Genomic DNA, 16,285 nt, shown 5'->3' on the forward strand with positions numbered 1-16,285 from the left:
GCAGGCCGACCGACAGATCCACGCGAAGACCCGAAGTCAGTTGAAGGGTGAGTCAGGACGGCCACTGCGGAGCCACACCCACATCATCACTGTTGACGGGTGCTCAAGGTGTCGGGGCACGATGGGGGCTCGCCACGACCCGATCCCACCGGCCCGCCCCGGCCAGACCCACACCGACCACCGCCGGAGCTCACCCAGTGACCATTCCCAGCCCCACCTCCATCACCGCCGCCGAGGGCACCTTCGGCCTCACCCCCGACACGTCCATCACCATCGGATCGCCCGAGCTCGTCCCCCTCGCCGCACTCTTCGCCACCGAGGTCGGACTCGACACGAACCTTCCGCACTTGTTCTCGGCCGATGGGACCGGGTCGGCCGGGGTTCAGGTGACATTCGGGTCGGAGGGACTGGACGGCGTACCGGCTGTGGCTGGAGTTCGGGCTGATGGGGCGGAGGTGGATGAGCGCTACGGGGTGGAGGTCAGCCTCGACGGGATCCGGGTGTGGGGTGCAACCGCTGAGGGTGTGTATCGCGGGCTCACCACGCTTCGGCAGCTGATCGCCGTACATGGGAATCAAATTCCCTGCCAACGCATCATCGACGGACCGCGGTTCGCCTGGCGGGGGTTGTCGTTCGATGTGGTCCGCACCTTTCATCCGCCGGAGACGGTACGGCGGGTGATCGACATGTGTGCGCTGTACAAGCTCAACGTCCTGCACCTGCACCTCACCGACGACCAGGGTTGGCGGTTCGAGGTGCACAGCCGGCCGGAGCTGGTGAAGTTCGGGTCGCTCGGTGCAGTGGCTGATCGCCCGGGCGGTCACTACACGCCGCTGGAGTTGGCCGAGCTCAACCGGTACGCCGAGGAACGGTTCGTCACGCTGGTTCCGGAGATCGACTTCCCGGGTCACACCGGCGCGGTCTCGCTCGCCTTCCCCGAACTCACCAGTGAGCTCCCGAGCATCCCGCTCCCGAACGGTGACAAGCTCCAGTTCCATTCACTCGACCCGGCCGACCCCGAGGTCTGGACGTTCGTCGAGGACGTCATGGACGCGGTCATCCCGCAGTTCCCCCGCAGCGCCTACCTGCACATCGGCGGTGACGAGGCCTGGGGAATGTCCGACGACGCACACGCTGCGTTTGTACGACGGGCCGCGGAGCTCGTGCGGGAACGCGGCAAGCAGGTGGTCGGGTGGCAAGAGATCGCCCGTGCCGACGTCGATCCGGCGGACCTCACGCAGTACTGGCTGGATGTCCAGGACATCGACGCGATCTCCGAGCGCCCCGAGGTCCCGGCGTTCCTGATCGAACACCTCGCCAAGGCCAAGCACGACGTACCGAAGGCCTTGGAGCGCGGCGGCAAACTCCTCGTCTCCGCCACCACCTACCTGTACTTCGACCGCCCCCACGCCGCCCCGTCCACCGACCCCGCCCAAGAGGAGACCCGGGCCCGCGTCGGCCTCCGCGCCTATCCGCCGGCGACGATCCAGGACGGCATCGACTGGGACCCGGTCACCAACACCCCCGGCGTCACCACCGACGACCAGGTCGCCGGCGTCGAGGCCGCGGTCTGGTGCGAGACCGTCACGAGCCGCGACGACCTCGAGTTCCTGCTCCTGCCCCGCCTCCCCGGCGCCGCCGAAAAAGCCTGGTCTCACCAGACCCCCACCAACTGGCCGGTGTATGCCGCCGACCTAGCGGTGCAGGCCCCCACCTGGCGGCACCGCGGCTGGACCTGGTTCCAGTCCTCCGAAGTCGCTTGGGATGTACAGAAGGACTGGTAGTAGGCATCTACGTATACCCGCCCGCACGCCTGAGCCACGTCGCGGCGACCGCGATCCAGCCGCCCACTACCCGTTCTTCTGTACACAAACGAAGGGGCAGGCCGCGACGGTCTGCCCCTCCCCAAGCACCGTCAGCAGGTAGCGGTGGGAGCTGCCCAGTCGGCGCGGTCGTTGTAGCCGCCGTCGCCGGCGTCGCCGACCACGAGGTCGAGGACGCGGACGTTGGTCAGGTCGACGTCGAACGGCTTCGGCGTGAAGCGGTCCACGGTCCCGCTGTCGAACAGCACCTTGCCGTCACCCACGACCTGAAAGGTCGACGTCCCGCCATCAGGGCCGACGTTCCCGACCACATCGTCGATCCCGACCGTCCCGCTCAGCCGCGTGCATGCCTTGCCGAGGTAGTACCGAACCAGCGAAGGCGAAGCGACACCGATCCCCGTCGGGTACGTCGTCCCGGTCAGCTTGATCGGGTTACCCCCACCGACGCTCTCGTCGACGGCCGGCGACATCCAGCCGCTGGTCGCGGTGATCCACTGATGATGCGACAGCGGCACGGTCCCCTTCGGCGGGACCGGCGCAACCACGACCGGCGACAACACCGTTGCCAACCGCTGCACGCCGTACCCGAGAGCGTCGTACGACGTGGAAGCCGTCAAGCTCGCCGTACCTGGCGCGGCGTTGGCGGGCAGCTTCACCGTGAACAGGAAGTTCGATTGCTTGCCGCCAGCAATCAACACCGGAGCCTCCGACAACGACTTGACTGTCCACCCGGTACCGCCGGCAACTGTCACGGCCGGCTTCAGGACCGGGAGGAGACCGTCGTTGCGGACGTTCACCTGCACGGTCAGTTCGTCGCCACCGGCAACGACCGGCGCTGCACCTTCAGGCTGGGCGTCCGTGCCGACCTTGGTGACCTGCGGGATCCCAGCGGTCACGTGCGATACGCCCGGCAGACCGACGCTCGGCGAGACCCGGAAGAGCGCCGTACCGTGCGCCGGCACCGCCGCGCTGATCGTCCCCGCGCTCTCAGTGACCTTGTTCGTCCACGCATTCTTCAGCGTGAACCGCGCGCCGCTCAGACCAACAGCCTTAGCAGTCGTGGTCAGAGTCTTGGCGCTGTCGCCACGGTTGAGCAGCACGACAGCTCGGCTTCCATCCGCGAGCCGCTTCACCCACGTCTCCGTAGTACCAGCAGCGCCAACCCGCACTGCCTGGACCGCGGCCTTGTCCTGGTTGATCGCCAGTACGTCGGGATCGGTCAGCATCGAGACCGTGGTCGCGCTCAGCTTCCGCACGTCGCTACCGACCACGAGTGGGGCAGCAGCCACGGCCCACAAGGTGAGCTGCGATCGGAACTCCTCATCCGACATCCCCAGCTCCGGCGCCAGATAGTCCGGGTCACTGAATGCGCCCGGCTTCACGACCTCCGGGTGCCGCGCGTTCGCGTCGTAGTTGCGCAGCACGTCCTTGAACTTGATGTCGCCCTGGAACCCGACATCGGTGTAGGTCCGCCATGACTGCGCGATCCCCGGCGCGTACGTCCACGAGTTGATCGACTGCTGCGACTCGGGGTAGTTGCCCCAGTCCGGCGAGGTCACCGGGTTGCACAGGTTGAAGATCATCGGCCGGTGGCTCGCGTTGTTCCGCAGCGCCTGCGCGAACTCGGTGAACACCGTCTTCGGGTCGAGGTTCGCCGCGATCCCGCACAGGTAGTCGACCTTCACCGCGTCGAAGCCCCACGCCGCGAACTGGTCGGCATCGCGCTGGTAGTACCCGCCGCTGCCCAGCCCGCACTTGCCCGGGATGTACGGTCCGGCATCGGTGTAGATCCCGGCCTTGAGGCCCTTGCCGTGGATGTAGTCGACCACCGGCTTCAACCCGTCCGGGAACTTCGCCGGGTTGGCCACCAGGTCACCCGCCGCGCTCCGCGACTGGTCAGCCTGCCAGCCACCGTCCAGCCAGACGACGTCGTACCCGGCCTTGGCCAGACCGCGGCTGACCAAGGAGTCCGCGACCGACTTGATCGTGTCCGCGGTGAAGTCGCCACCGAGACCGTAGTAGGTGTTCCAGCCCATGTACGGCGTCGGGCTGAGTACCGGGGCTGTGATACCGGCCGCAGCCTGAGCCGCCACAGCCGCGGTCGTCGTGGTGGTCGCGAACGCGCCGGCCACCAGGGCCGCCGCGATCACCCCACCCAGGTATCGCCTCATGTTTTCCCCTTACTGAAGAGCACTGCCGTTGAGCGGAACGGGGTGGTCAGTCGATCGGTTCGACGACCAAGCAGAGCGAGTCGGTGGTGCCGTCGAACGTGACACCGACCTGCAGCAGATAGCTGCCCGGGAGGGTCTCGTTCCCCACCCGGTAGTTCTTCGCCGGATCGAGACCGGCCAACGGGACCCGCCGCGGTCGTGTCGGCAGGGTGCCGCGCACGTTGCCGTCGCCGGTCTCCCACAGGAACACCACGGATCGCGTGGCGCCGACGTACTGGACGCCGCACTCCAATCCATAGACCTTGCTCTCGACAACCAGGTCGCGAATGTCCTTGTACTGCTCGATATTCCGGGCAGCGGTCTTCAACTGAAGATCGGTCCACCGTGAGAGGTCCGCTCCGATCCCCAGTACGCCGGCCATCGCGACATGGAAGCGGAAATCGAGCGAGCGCTCCCGCCCGTCATGGGTGCCCTCGGCATCAGTCACCCACGAGCTCATCAGATGCGGCGCGAACCCGGTCCGGAACCCTTGCTGAATCCTGAGCCGATCCAGCGGAGCCGTGTTGTCACTCGGCCACAACGCGTCCACACGTGCCGCCATCCCCAGGTCGACGCGGGCACCCCCGCCGGCACATCCCTCGACGATCACGTCGGGGTGCTCGGCCCGCAGCCGGTCGAGTACGGCGTACAGGTTCGCCACGACGCGACCGTCGAGATCACGGCGCTGATCTCCACTGTCGAGCCGCGGCCGGTTCGCATCCCACTTCAGGTAGGAGATGTCATACGTTGACAACAGTTGATCAAGTGTTGACGAAACGAATGCAGTTACATCATCACGACTCAAGTCCAGTAGCAGTTGATTCCGGACCAGCACGGGTTCGCGGTCGGGGGTCCGCAGAATCCACTCCGGGTGTTCGGCCGCCAGCCGCGACCGCGGGTTGACCGATTCGGGCTCCACCCACAACCCGAAGTCGAGCCCGAGCTCCTTCAATTGCGCGATGAAGGTGTCCAGCCCGTCCGGGAATTTGGCCGGGTCGACCTGCCAGTCCCCGAGCCCACCGGCATCGTCCACGCGCCCTGTGAACCACCCGTCGTCGACCACGAAGGTCTCGACGCCGATCCCCGCGGCTCGACGGGCTAGCTCCAACTGGTGCTCGGCCCGGATGTCGAACTCGGTCGCGAACCACGAGTTGTAAAGGACCTTCGGCGTACGACGTCGCGACCGTGCCCGCTCGTAGTCGTGGAACACCCGCGCGAGCCCGTCGGTACCTTCCGCACTACAAGCCCCCACCGCCTTGGGCGAAGTCCACGTCTCCCCCGGCTGCAACTGCAATCCCTGACTGGACGAGACCCGACCGGCCTGCACGCGCAGCATCCCCGTGGTGTCCGCCTCCGCGCTCATCTCCCACGACCCGGACCACGCCAACTGCACGCCGTAGGCAACATCCCCGTCAACCACCAGGTACGGCGAGTACGAGTGCCCGGTGATCCCCTGCGCACTCCCCACCGTGAACCGGCCACGGTCCAACGTGATGGAGGACGGCTGGAACTCAGAGTTCCACTCGCCCCACAGGTACTTCACCGTGTTCCCACCAGGCATCGTGAACCCGGCGGAGTCATGCCGATGCAACGTGAGCACATCGCCCCCACCGTTGCTCACAGCAACCCACCGCTCCACCGCATCACCCTCAACGCGGTAGTGCAGCGAGAGCCGCACACCACGAACGGAATCGACGAACACCAACTCCAGACTGTCTTCCCCCGTAACCACCTCAGTGAAGACTGGTCGAAGCTCATCCACCCCATCGGGTCCGCTCACCACGAGGTCCACCGGGCCGGCGTACCGGACACCGCGGACGGCGTACTCGAGGGGCTCCACGTCTGCGCGCGGGAGGAAGTGTTCCGTGCCCACCGGCGCGACCACCGACGGGCCGTCGGCAACGGAATGTGGGCCCCAGGCAACCAGCTGAGCCCATTCGCCATCCGAGGGGACACCGACGACGTACGAGGTGGTTGCTCCGCGCAACGTCCAGGTCTTCACTTGACGGCTCCGATCGCCAATCCCCCGACGAAGTGCTTCTGGAACCGCAGGAACACCGCCACCGTCGGTACGGCGGCGATCACGGTGCCGGCAGCAATGACGTTCCACGATGACACGAACAGCCCCTGCAGACCCAGCAACGCGGGCGTCACCGGCATCTTCTCGCCGGAGCGGATCACCGTGATCGACCACAGCAGGTCGTTGAAGATCCAGGTGAACGACAGTGCGCCGAGCGCCGCCATCGCCGGCCGCGTCAACGGCAGGATCACGCTCGCGTAGATCTTCCCCGGCCCGGCGCCGTCAATCGTCGCCGCTTCCTGGATCTCCCGCGGCAGGTCCCGCATGAACCCGTGCAGCACGAACGTGTAGAACCCGAGCCCGAACCCCACATGCACGGCGATCAACGCGATCAGCGTGTCGTAGTACCCGATCAACTCCACGAACCGCGAGATCGGGATCAGCAGGATCTGCGGCGGCAGCAGGTTGCCCATCAACATCAGCAACAACACCGTCCGCCGGAACGGGATGTTGTACCGCGCCAGCCCGTACGCCGCGATCGACGCCAGCCCGAGACTCAGCAGCACCGCCGGAATCGTCACCAGCAGACTGTTGATCAAAGCCCGGAACTCGTCCGCATCCTCCCAAGCCTGCTTGTACGTCGAGAACGTGAACGAGTGCGGCAGCGATCCGAGCCCGTTCGCTGCGACATCGTCGAAGCTCCGGAACGAGATCACGATCACCCACAGGATCGGCGCTATCCACAGGAACGACACCAGCCCCATGGACACGTGGTAGCCGGCCGTCTTCAGGCGGTTCACGCTTCCTCCCGGAAAGCTCGGATCAAGTAGCCGAGGATCACGGCCAGCGCGAGGATGAAGATCACCACGGCGATCGCCGACGCGTAGCCGAGCTGCGTCGACTGGAACGCGGTCGAGTACATGTACGTGCTCAGCAGCTCGGACGAGTGGTACGGACCGCCCTTCGTCATCGACCAGACGATGTCGAACGATCTCAGCGAGTCGATCACGATCACCGACAGCACCACTGAGTTGACGCCCTTCAACTGCGGGATCGTCACATAGAGCGTCCGCTGCCAGGCCGATGCACCATCGACCTTGGCCGCCTCATACAGCGCCGGGTCGACCGCCTTCAGGCCGGCCAGATACAGCACCATCACATAGCCGATCTGCCGCCACAACGCCGGCAGGATCACGGCGTACAGGGCAGTGTCGGGGTCAGCCAGCCACGGCCGGATGAAGTCGCCGAGACCGACCCCGCGCAGAACGGAATCGACCAGTCCATCGGGCTGGTAGAAGACGCGCCAGATCAGCGCGGTCACCACCAGCGAGAACACAACCGGCGTGAACAACGCGGCCCGGTAGATGCCGACGCCACGCCGTTCGCGCTGCAACAGCAACGCCATCCCGAATCCGCCGATGACGCTCAGCCCGCCGAACAGCACCAGCCAGATCGCCGTGTTCTTCAGCGCTGTCAGGAAGATCGGGTCGGACGCCATGTCCTTGAAGTTGCCGAAGCCAACAAACGTCGGTGCCGACAATCCGTCCCAGTGCGTCAGCGCCAGCCAGAACCCCTGCAACGCCGGCCAGAACACCCACACCGCTTCCACCACGAACGGCACGAACACAAACACCAGGATGAGCGGCGAAACCTTCCACGCCTTCTTCGTACGGCGATCGCCACCGCCGCCGGCCTGGTGAGCAGGCCGGTCGGAGGTAGCCACCGCTTCTGCAACAGTCACGCCCTGAAGACTTTCTCGGCTGCGGCCTGCCAGTCCTTGAGGATCTTGTCGATCTGGTCCGGCTTGTCGAGGAACTTGGTCAGCGCGGCATCCGCAGTGGGCTGAAGCGCGTCGCTCGAGTCGCGGTTGAAGAACTGGGTGAGCTCGGCGGCGCTCTCGATCATCGCCTTGCCCTTCTTCACCAGCGGGGTGTCGGCGGACTTACCGTCCGGGTTGGCCGGGATCGCCGTACCGGAGGAGCTCTGGACGTAGATCTCCTGCGCCTCGGCCGTCGCCAGCCAGGTCATGAACTTCTTCACGCCGTCGGGGTCCTTGGCCTTCTTCGACGCGAAGTAGCCGTCGGTCGGCGCCTCTTCGGCGACCGGTACGGCGGGGTCGATGATCGGGAACTGGAAGAAGTCGATGTCGTCCAGGGCGTCCTTCGGCGCGGAGTCCGCGAAGAAGGTGCCGATCAGGAACATCCCGGTCTTGCCGCCGAGCAGCGCGGAGGTCGCCTCCTGGAAGGGGAACGACTTGCCCTTCGGGTCGAAGTACGGCAGCGCCTCCTGCCACTTGGTGAAGACCGCCTTCACCTTCGGGTCGTCGAAACGGCCGCGGCCGGCCAGCAGGTCGCGGTGGAACGGCGCGCCGTTGATCCGGATGTTCAGGTAGTCGAACCAGGCCGAGGCCACCCACGGGGTGTCGCCGAGGCCGATGCCGATCGGCGGAACGCCCTTGCTCTGAATGGTTTTGCAGACTGCCAGGAACTCGTCCCACGTCTTCGGCGGGGTGACTCCCCACTTCGCGAAGTTCGACTTGCGGTAGAACATGCCCCACCAGTAGTAGCTGGTCGGCACGAAGATCTTCTCGCCGGAGCTGCTCGTCGACAGGGTCTGCATCGACTTCGGGTAGTTGCCCAGGCCCTCCCAAACGCTCGACACGTCGAGCAGCAGGCCCTTCTTCGCATACGAGTCCGCGACCGAACCGGCGTACCAGGTGTAGACGTCCGGCGGGTTGGCGGAAGTCAGGTACGTCGGGAGCTGGGTGCGGTAGATCTCGGAAGCCACCGTGTTGAGCTTGACCTGCGCGCCACCGGTCTTGTTGTAGGCGGCAACCAATTTCTCCATCGCGCCCTTGGCCTGCTCGGCCGACAGGTTGGACTGCAGCGAGAGCTCACCAGTTGCCCCGCTGCTCGCACCGCCGCTCCCCGGACTCGGCGCATTGGTCGCGCATCCGGGCACCAGAGCGGCCGCGCCGAGCAGCCCGAGTCCCTTGAGGAAAGTACGTCGATCTGCTGCCAGACCCGTCATGCCTGAACTCCTGAGATCTGCTCGGCCGGCTTGCCAGTCGAGGGAGTGGTGTGTTGCCGACGATCTTGCGGCGAGCGAACACAGGTGTCAATATTAATTCGTAAATTACGAGCAAATCGCTTGACGTGATCAGCCGATCACGGTCAACTGGTGCCTCGTTCATCGTTGGAACGTGCCTGTCCGCATGCTTGGGTGGGGATGGGCTTGTGGAGGAGGCGCGCGTGCGGCTGGCTGGGCGGGTGATCGTGGTGACCGGTGCCGCGTCGGGAATCGGCGCGGCGTGTGCCGAGCGCGCCCTGAGCGAGGGCGCCAAGGTGGTGCAGGTGGACATCCACCCGTCGCGCGAGGTGCCGGGCAAGGCGCTCAGCGTGGTCGGCGACGTGACCTCACCCGACACCTGGGCGGAGGTCGTGTCGCGCGGCCGCGACGAGCTCGGACCGATCGACGGATTCGTCAGCAACGCCTATATCTCCGACGTACGGCCGGCCCACGAGATGACGCCGGCCTCCTGGCAGCGCCAACTCGACGTGAACCTGACCGCCGCGTTCCTCGGCTTCCGCAGCCTGTACGACGACTTGGCCGCGCGCGACGGATCCGTCGTACTGGTGTCGTCGGTGCACGCCTTGGCCGGGATCCCGGGGCATGCTGCTTATGCGGCGAGCAAGGGGGCACTGGTTGCGCTGGCCCGGCAACTGGGTGTCGAGTACGGCGGTTCGATCCGGGTGAACTCGGTGTTGCCGGGGCCGATCAAGACCGCCGCGTGGGATCGGTACGGGCCTGAGGACTTGGCGCGCAGTGCGAAAGCGACGGCGGCTGGGCGACTCGGGCAGCCCGATGAAGTGGCACAGGTAGTGGCATTCCTGCTGTCGGCGGAGGCGTCATACGTCACCGCCGCGAGCATTGTGGTCGACGGCGGCTGGTCCGCTGCGAAGGATTCGGCATGAGGGAGAGCAGCGTGGCGGGGATCCAACGGGGACTGCACGGACAGATCGTGGAGGAGATGGCGCAGCGCATCCTGTCGGGAACGATCCCGGAGGGCGCGACCATCAACGTGCCCGATCTGCAGGCCGACCTGGGGGTCAGCCTGACGGCGGTCCGCGAGGCGCTGAAGGTGCTGACCGCCAAGGGTTTGGTCGATGCGCGGCAGAAGCGCGGCACGTTCGTGCGGCCCCGGACGGACTGGAACCTGCTCGACCCGGACATGATCCGCTGGCACTTCAGCGACTCCGACGTGCGGCCCGAACTGCTCGAGGAGCTGCACGAAGTACGTGGCATCGTCGAGCCGGCGGCCGCGCGACTGGCCGCCGTACGGGCTAAGGACTCGCATCTGGAGGCTTTGGACATTGCGATGGCAGCGATGGAGTCGGCCACCGACGACCACGCCGCCGTCGCCGCGGACCTCGCCTTCCACCGAGCGTTGCTCGCGGCAACGGGTAACGAACTGCTGACCAAGATGGAAGTGATCATGGAGACCGGCCTGGCCGATCGAGATCGCCTTGTCCACAAGGTGAAACCGTCCGACGACCCGGTACCGAGCCACCGCCGGGTCCTGGAAGCGATCCGGGCGCACGACCCCGTCGCGGCCGAGGAAGCGATGCGCAAGCTGCTGGCCAAGGCCGCCGAGGACCTGCACGAGGTGCGGGGCAAATGAAGATCGAACGCATCGAGACGTTCCTGGTCCCGCCGCGCTGGCTGTTCTGCCGGATCGAGACCAGCGACGGCGTCGTCGGCTGGGGCGAGCCGGTGGTCGAAGGTCGCGCGGAGGTCGTCCGGGCGGCGATCGACGTATTGTCGGAGTACCTGATCGGCCAGGACCCGCTGCAGATCGAGCGGCACTGGCAGATCCTCACCAAGGGCGGCTTCTACCGCGGCGGCCCGGTGCTGTCATCCGCGGTCGCCGGGCTGGACCACGCGCTGTGGGACATCGCCGGCAAGGTGTACGGCGCTCCCGTGTCGTCCCTGCTCGGTGGTCGGGTCCGTGACCGGGCGCGCGTCTACGCCTGGGTCGGCGGCGATGAACCCGCCGCCGTGGCCGACCAGGTCGCCGAACAGGTCGCGGCCGGGATGACGGCCGTGAAGATGAACGGCAGCGGCCGCATCTCGCCCTCACCATCCGTTGCCGAGATCAACGACATCGTCGCGCGCCTCACGGCAGCCCGCTCCGCCCTCGGCGACGATCGCGACGTCGCCATCGACCTGCACGGCCGCGTCGGCGTCGCCGGCGCGCGCCGCATCCTGCACGCCGTCGAGGACCTGCAACCGATGTTCGTCGAAGAGCCAGTGTTGCCGGAGCACATGCTCCACCTGGCCGACGTCGTCAGCAGCTCAACCGTCCCAGTCGCCTTGGGCGAGCGCCTCTACAACCGCTCCGAGTTCGTCGCACCCCTGAACGCCGGCATCGCTGTCGTCCAACCCGACGTCTCCCACGCCGGCGGCATCTCCGAACTCCGCCGCATCGCCTCCCTCGCCGACACCCACGGCGCCATGCTGGCGCCGCACTGTCCGCTGGGCCCGATCTCCCTGGCCGCCAGCCTCCAGGTCTCCTTCGCCACCCCCAACTTCCTCATCCAGGAACAGTCGCGAGGCATCCACTACAACGTGTCGAGCGACCTCACGTCGTACGTCGTAGACCCCACCCCCTTCACCTGGGTCAACGGTCACGCCGAGTACAACCCGTTGCCCGGCCTAGGCATCACCGTCGACGAAGAAGCAGTCCGAACCGCCGACAAGACCGGCCATGCGTGGCGCAACCCCGTCTGGACCCAAGAAGACGGCACCTTCGCCGAATGGTGACGATTGATGCCGCCGATGGCGGGCGGTGGACCTCGTTGTGGCTGGCCGACCGGGAGTGGTTGTGGGCCGGTCCGGGTCTGCTCGACGGACCGCGTACTGGGCACACCGCGTTCACGGACGCGGGTGGGTTGGACGAGTGCTTTCCCACGGTTCGCGGCACGCCCGACCACGGCGGGTTGTGGAACCAGCCTTGGTCCGAGTCGGTTGCCTACGACAACACGGTTTTGACGCGCACATTCACTACGGGGCGCGACACAGTCACCGTGGACTACCAACTAACCGCGCCAGCTGGGTATCGGTTCATCTGGGCGGCTCATGCCTTGCTGGACTGTGCGGTCGGCGCCACCATCTCCGCCGAGCCGAGTGAGTGCCGCCTCTATCCCGAAGCCGCCCAACTACTTGGTGGCTGGCCGGCCGACGCCCCGTGGGTCTCCGCTTCGTGGCCGGCACTCGGCCTGGATACCTACGGACCAACAGACGGTACGGCGGTTGGCGCGATGCTGGTCGACTGCCCACGAGCGACCGTGCGTGATCGCGACACCGAGCTCACCCTGATCTTGAGTTGCCCCGGGCAACCAGTCTCCACCGCGCTCTGGCGGAACCTGGCCGGCGTTCCGGACGGAGCGCCGTACCGGAGTCTCGGCGTCGAGCCCATGCTCGGCCGCGTCTTCGACCTGGCCGAAGCAGGCCCCGGCGACGCGGCCGTCGTACCGGCGAGTGGTGAACTGGCCTGGCGGCTGACCCTCTCCGCCAGGCCAGCGTGATGTCAGCCGAGCGGCAGGTCCAGTACGACGTTCGGCACCGTCGTGCTGTTGGAGGTGCGGATGCTGCCGATCTCCGCCGCGGTCAGCGCCCGCTTGTAGATCCGGACCTCATCCATCGAGCCGTCGAAGTGATGCGCGCCGTCGATCCGCTGCCCGACGAACATCTTGAACGGCCGCCCCGGACTGACCGATCCCTCGGGCGAGGCAACGGACGCGACCTGCGCGCCGTCGACCCAGATCGCCAGCGTCCCGGCCTTCCGCTGCAGGGCCACGTGATGCCACGCATTGTCGTTGTACGCCTTGGTTGTCGCTACGACAGCAGTCTTGCCACCGGTGGTGATCAGCCCACGAATCCGGCTGTCCCCCGGCTCGGCGCGCAGCCAGAACTGCGAGTACTCGTTGATGTTGTAGCCCCAGAAGATCGCGTGGTTCCCGGTAGTGGCGCCGTACTTGATCCACGTCATCGCAGTGAAGTCCCCAGCCCCGACCGCCAGCGATTCGGCGAACGGGAGCTGGATCGCGTCGTCGACCCCATCGAGGTCCCGCGCCTGACCGAACTTGCCCGCGACCGACGTCGTACCGCCGCGCAGGTAACTGTTGTTGCCGAGCCCGGACACGTCCGGAGTCGTCGCACCGAGCGGCGCATCCGGGTGGCCGATGTCGTTCTCGGTGAACCGCGCGAACCGGATCTGGTCCCGCGCGTCGACCGGCCCACCCTCATACAGCAACCCGATCTCGCCGGTGTCGAGGATCGCCATGTCCGAGTATCCGGACCAGTCGCTGGTGATTCGGGTGCCCTCGGCAACGGTCTGCCAGGTGTTGCCTTCGTCGAAGCTGGAGCGGATCGTCATGTAGCGACGGCGTTCCGGATCAGCAGGCCCGGCGAACAGAATCCGGTTGTACTTGTCGCCTTGATCAACCGCCCGCAACCGCTGAACCGAGGTCTGCACGGTCGGCGTCGTCAATCCGTCCACAGTCTTGTACGGCGCGGCATAGGTCTCGCCACCATCGTTGCTGACCGCGGTCATCCGGCTCGCACCCGGGCCGCCGGCGTTGTTCCGCGCCATCGCGAGAACCCCGCCGTTGACCTTCTCCACCACACTGATCTCCTGCGGAACCTGACCGTCGGTCCGCAAATCCGTCGCACCCTTGTGCCAGGTCTCGCCCTTGTCGTCGCTGTAGACGAGCTGGCCGGCGTCCTTCCCGTCGATGTCGTAGTTGGTCCCGGCAACCATCCGGCCGGCATGCGCACCCCGCGTCAACTGGATGCCGTGCATCGGCCCGGTCGCATACCAACCCCAAGCGGGGTCGTCGATCTGACTGCCGATGTTCGTGGCCTTGCTCCACGTCGCGCCGTCGTCATCACTGAATTGCACGTACGGCGTCCGCGGGTAACTCGACGTACCGGGGTCCATCGTGGTCAGCAGCACGATCCGGCCGGTCTCCTGGTCGACGATCGGTACCGGGTTGCCACGGGTCACGGGTGCGTTCGGGTCGGTGTCATTGCCTGCCAGCACGGTCGTCGCCGCCGACCAGGTCCGGCCGTCGTCGTCCGACCGCTTCAGCACCAGGTCGATCTCCTGCGAGTCGTCGCACCACGTTCGCCGGGCCTCTGCGAACGCGAGCAGCGCACCCGTCTTCGTCTTGACTATGGCGGGGATGCGATAGCAGCCGTAACCGGCGTCCCCCTTGTTGAAGAGCACGGTCTGCGTGATCGCGGCAGGCTGGTTGTCGGCCTGCGCCGGGACCGCGAACGCTGGTACCAACAGCGTCGCGGCCAACAGCAGGGAAAGTCGTTTGGGCATGGGCGGATGCCTCCACATGAATTGAAAGTAAACAACCTCAATGGCTGTTCTCGCAGTAATTTAGCTCCTTTTCGCACCGCAAACCAGAGCACATCAGACGTCCTATGTCTCCAGGAGTCCTCATGGACCTGCTAGCCGAACTCCGCCGCCGCAAGATCCTCGCGATCATCCGCGCCGACTCCCCCGAACGCGCCCTCGACTGCGTCGACACCCTGGTCGCCGCCGGCATCACCGCCCTCGAGATCTCCCTCACCACCCCCGGCGCCGTCGAAGCCATCGCCCAGGCCCGCTCCGACCACGACTCCAGCATCCTGATCGGCGCCGGCACCGTGCTCACCCCTGCCCAGGCCGACCAGGTAGCCGCCGCCGGCGCCACCTTCGTCGTCACCCCCGCCATCACCCAAGGCGCCCACCGAGCCGTCACCCTCGGCCTCCCGCTGCTCTGCGGAGCGCTGACCCCCACCGAGGTAGTGGCCGCCCTCGACCTCGGCGCCACCGCCATCAAGATCTTCCCCGCCAAAGTCCACGGCCCCTCCTACCTCCGCGAACTGGCCGCGCCCCTCCCCCACGCCCCCTTGATCGCCGTAGGCGGCGTAGACGCCGAGTCGGCCCCGCAATACCTGGCCGCCGGCGCTCTCGCCGTTGGCGTCGGTTCCCCTCTCCTCGGCGACGCGGGGAGCGGCGGATCCCTCGCGGATCTCGCCGACCGCGCCAAAGCCTTCCTCGACGTCTGATCCCGGAGCCAGCGATGACCGACCTGCTCACCATCGGCGAGACGATGGTCTCCTTGCGTACGCCGCGCGCCATGCGCCTCGGGGGCGACGCGCATCTGTCCATCGCGGGCTCCGAGACCAACGTCGCGATCGGCCTGGCCCGTCTCGGTCACACCGCCACCTGGTTAGGTGCTGTGGGCAACGATGAACCCGGCCGACTGATCCAGCGCACGCTCCGGGCCGAAGCCGTGGACACCGACTGGATCCGCTTCTCCGACACAGACTTCACCGGTTTCATCGCCTTCGACCAGCCGTCGCACGACATCACCCGCGTGAGCTACCACCGCCGCGGCTCCGCCGGTTCCACCCTCACCGCGGCCGAATGCACCAAGGCCTTGGAGGCAGTCCAGCCGCGGCTCCTCCATGTCACCGGCATCACCCCGGCCCTCTCCGAGACCACGCGCGCCGCCGTACTGGCCGTCGTACAGGCTGCGGCGGCGAACGGCGTACAGGTCTCTCTGGACGTGAACTATCGAGCACGCCTTTGGTCGCGCGAAGAAGCAGCCACCGCGCTCCGTGAGCTACTCCCTCACGTCCACACCATCTTCGCCTCTGACGACGAGCTCGACATCCTCACGACCGCGGACGACCCCGTCGCCGACCTCCTGAAGACCGCCAACGAGGTAGTCGTCACCGCCGGCAGCAAAGGCGCCTGGTCGCACACCACCACGGGTACCCGCCACAGCCCGGCCCTGCCCGTCACCGTCGTCGACAGCATCGGCGCCGGCGACGCCTTCGTCTCCGGCTACCTCTCCGCCACCCTCGACAATCTGCCGCCCGCGGACCGCCTCACCCGAGCCACCACCTCAGGCGCCTTCTGCGTCACCGCCCTCGGCGACTGGGAATCCCTCCCCACCCGCCAAGACCTGACCCTCCTCACCCACGCCCAAGGCACCGCCCTCCGCTAAAGCGGACCGCCACCACCCACCAACTCAGCGGCCCCGCAGCTCTTCACGCTCACCAGCACCGCCCCGATGGCAATCCGAGGCGGTTAGTGGGTGGTGGAGGTCCGCCTCGCCCAGGTATGGCGGTACCGCACGAGCCCCGCCAGCAACCACACCGCCACT

General features: G+C 66.9%; 13 protein-coding genes. 7 read left to right on the forward strand and 6 right to left on the reverse strand.

What is annotated here, in order from left to right; translation table 11 throughout:
* Nucleotides 1-197: 197 nt before the first annotated feature.
* On the forward strand, nucleotides 198-1,784 hold the full coding sequence (locus ACFVWG_RS33580) for a family 20 glycosylhydrolase (RefSeq protein ID WP_391547489.1): 1,587 nt from the start codon (nucleotides 198-200) through the stop codon (nucleotides 1,782-1,784).
* Between the two features lie 131 nt (nucleotides 1,785-1,915).
* Here the strand turns inward: ACFVWG_RS33580 and ACFVWG_RS33585 are convergent, their stop codons facing one another.
* The 5 genes from ACFVWG_RS33585 to ACFVWG_RS33605 are packed head-to-tail and all read right to left on the reverse strand — an operon-like array spanning nucleotide 1,916 to nucleotide 9,083.
* Nucleotides 1,916-3,994, reverse strand: a complete 2,079-nt coding sequence (locus ACFVWG_RS33585; protein ID WP_391547490.1) for an NPCBM/NEW2 domain-containing protein — start codon at nucleotides 3,992-3,994, stop codon at nucleotides 1,916-1,918.
* A gap of 46 nt (nucleotides 3,995-4,040) precedes the next feature.
* Nucleotides 4,041-6,035: an alpha-galactosidase gene (locus ACFVWG_RS33590; protein WP_391547491.1), complete on the reverse strand. Its 1,995-nt coding sequence runs from the start codon at nucleotides 6,033-6,035 to the stop codon at nucleotides 4,041-4,043.
* Nucleotides 6,032-6,853, reverse strand: a complete 822-nt coding sequence (locus ACFVWG_RS33595) for a carbohydrate ABC transporter permease (protein WP_391547492.1) — start codon at nucleotides 6,851-6,853, stop codon at nucleotides 6,032-6,034. The genes ACFVWG_RS33590 and ACFVWG_RS33595 overlap by 4 nt, the downstream gene beginning before the upstream one ends.
* Entirely contained in the window at nucleotides 6,850-7,794 is a 945-nt protein-coding gene (locus tag ACFVWG_RS33600) for a carbohydrate ABC transporter permease (protein WP_391547493.1), read from the reverse strand. Before ACFVWG_RS33600 ends, ACFVWG_RS33595 begins: the two co-directional genes overlap by 4 nt.
* On the reverse strand, nucleotides 7,791-9,083 hold the full coding sequence (locus ACFVWG_RS33605) for an ABC transporter substrate-binding protein (RefSeq protein ID WP_391547494.1): 1,293 nt from the start codon (nucleotides 9,081-9,083) through the stop codon (nucleotides 7,791-7,793). Before ACFVWG_RS33605 ends, ACFVWG_RS33600 begins: the two co-directional genes overlap by 4 nt.
* Nucleotides 9,084-9,289: 206 nt before the next feature.
* Here ACFVWG_RS33605 and ACFVWG_RS33610 point away from each other — a divergent pair, with 206 nt between their 5' ends.
* From ACFVWG_RS33610 to ACFVWG_RS33625, 4 genes are read left to right on the forward strand one after another with little or no spacing between them, the layout of a single operon-like run.
* Nucleotides 9,290-10,027, forward strand: coding sequence for an SDR family NAD(P)-dependent oxidoreductase (locus tag ACFVWG_RS33610; protein ID WP_391547495.1), 738 nt, complete (start codon nucleotides 9,290-9,292; stop codon nucleotides 10,025-10,027).
* Entirely contained in the window at nucleotides 10,024-10,734 is a 711-nt protein-coding gene (locus ACFVWG_RS33615) for a FadR/GntR family transcriptional regulator (protein ID WP_391547496.1), read from the forward strand. The genes ACFVWG_RS33610 and ACFVWG_RS33615 overlap by 4 nt, the downstream gene beginning before the upstream one ends.
* Complete coding sequence (dgoD, locus tag ACFVWG_RS33620) at nucleotides 10,731-11,876, forward strand: galactonate dehydratase (RefSeq protein WP_391547497.1); 1,146 nt, start codon at nucleotides 10,731-10,733, stop codon at nucleotides 11,874-11,876. Before ACFVWG_RS33615 ends, dgoD begins: the two co-directional genes overlap by 4 nt.
* A complete protein-coding gene (locus ACFVWG_RS33625) occupies nucleotides 11,870-12,640 on the forward strand; it encodes a hypothetical protein (RefSeq protein ID WP_391547498.1) in 771 nt (256 codons plus the stop codon). The genes dgoD and ACFVWG_RS33625 overlap by 7 nt, the downstream gene beginning before the upstream one ends.
* A 2-nt stretch (nucleotides 12,641-12,642) precedes the next feature.
* Here ACFVWG_RS33625 and ACFVWG_RS33630 read toward each other — a convergent pair whose 3' ends face one another.
* On the reverse strand, nucleotides 12,643-14,445 hold the full coding sequence (locus ACFVWG_RS33630; protein WP_391547499.1) for an exo-alpha-sialidase: 1,803 nt from the start codon (nucleotides 14,443-14,445) through the stop codon (nucleotides 12,643-12,645).
* A 122-nt stretch (nucleotides 14,446-14,567) separates the two neighbouring features.
* Between ACFVWG_RS33630 and ACFVWG_RS33635 the strand changes: the two genes are divergently transcribed.
* Together ACFVWG_RS33635 and ACFVWG_RS33640 are read left to right on the forward strand one after the other, a co-directional pair.
* A complete protein-coding gene (locus ACFVWG_RS33635) occupies nucleotides 14,568-15,179 on the forward strand; it encodes a bifunctional 4-hydroxy-2-oxoglutarate aldolase/2-dehydro-3-deoxy-phosphogluconate aldolase (protein WP_391547500.1) in 612 nt (203 codons plus the stop codon).
* A gap of 14 nt (nucleotides 15,180-15,193) precedes the next feature.
* Nucleotides 15,194-16,126 (forward strand): sugar kinase, encoded by a 933-nt coding sequence (locus tag ACFVWG_RS33640; RefSeq protein ID WP_391547501.1) that lies wholly within the window; start codon nucleotides 15,194-15,196, stop codon nucleotides 16,124-16,126.
* Nucleotides 16,127-16,285: the final 159 nt, after the last annotated feature.

The sequence above is a fragment of the Kribbella sp. NPDC058245 genome (assembly GCF_042882005.1).
Classification (GTDB): domain Bacteria; phylum Actinomycetota; class Actinomycetes; order Propionibacteriales; family Kribbellaceae; genus Kribbella.

What these genes read in the sequence shown, in the direction of transcription:
- ACFVWG_RS33585 (WP_391547490.1), bottom strand. Translation starts at nt 3,994, where the DNA reads ATGAGGCGATACCTGGGTGGGGTGATCGCGGCGGCCCTGGTGGCCGGC.
- ACFVWG_RS33605 (WP_391547494.1), bottom strand. Translation starts at nt 9,083, where the DNA reads ATGACGGGTCTGGCAGCAGATCGACGTACTTTCCTCAAGGGACTCGGG.
- ACFVWG_RS33615 (WP_391547496.1), top strand. Translation starts at nt 10,024, where the DNA reads ATGAGGGAGAGCAGCGTGGCGGGGATCCAACGGGGACTGCACGGACAG.
- dgoD (WP_391547497.1), top strand. Translation starts at nt 10,731, where the DNA reads ATGAAGATCGAACGCATCGAGACGTTCCTGGTCCCGCCGCGCTGGCTG.
- ACFVWG_RS33625 (WP_391547498.1), top strand. Translation starts at nt 11,870, where the DNA reads ATGGTGACGATTGATGCCGCCGATGGCGGGCGGTGGACCTCGTTGTGG.
- ACFVWG_RS33630 (WP_391547499.1), bottom strand. Translation starts at nt 14,445, where the DNA reads ATGCCCAAACGACTTTCCCTGCTGTTGGCCGCGACGCTGTTGGTACCA.
- ACFVWG_RS33635 (WP_391547500.1), top strand. Translation starts at nt 14,568, where the DNA reads ATGGACCTGCTAGCCGAACTCCGCCGCCGCAAGATCCTCGCGATCATC.
- ACFVWG_RS33640 (WP_391547501.1), top strand. Translation starts at nt 15,194, where the DNA reads ATGACCGACCTGCTCACCATCGGCGAGACGATGGTCTCCTTGCGTACG.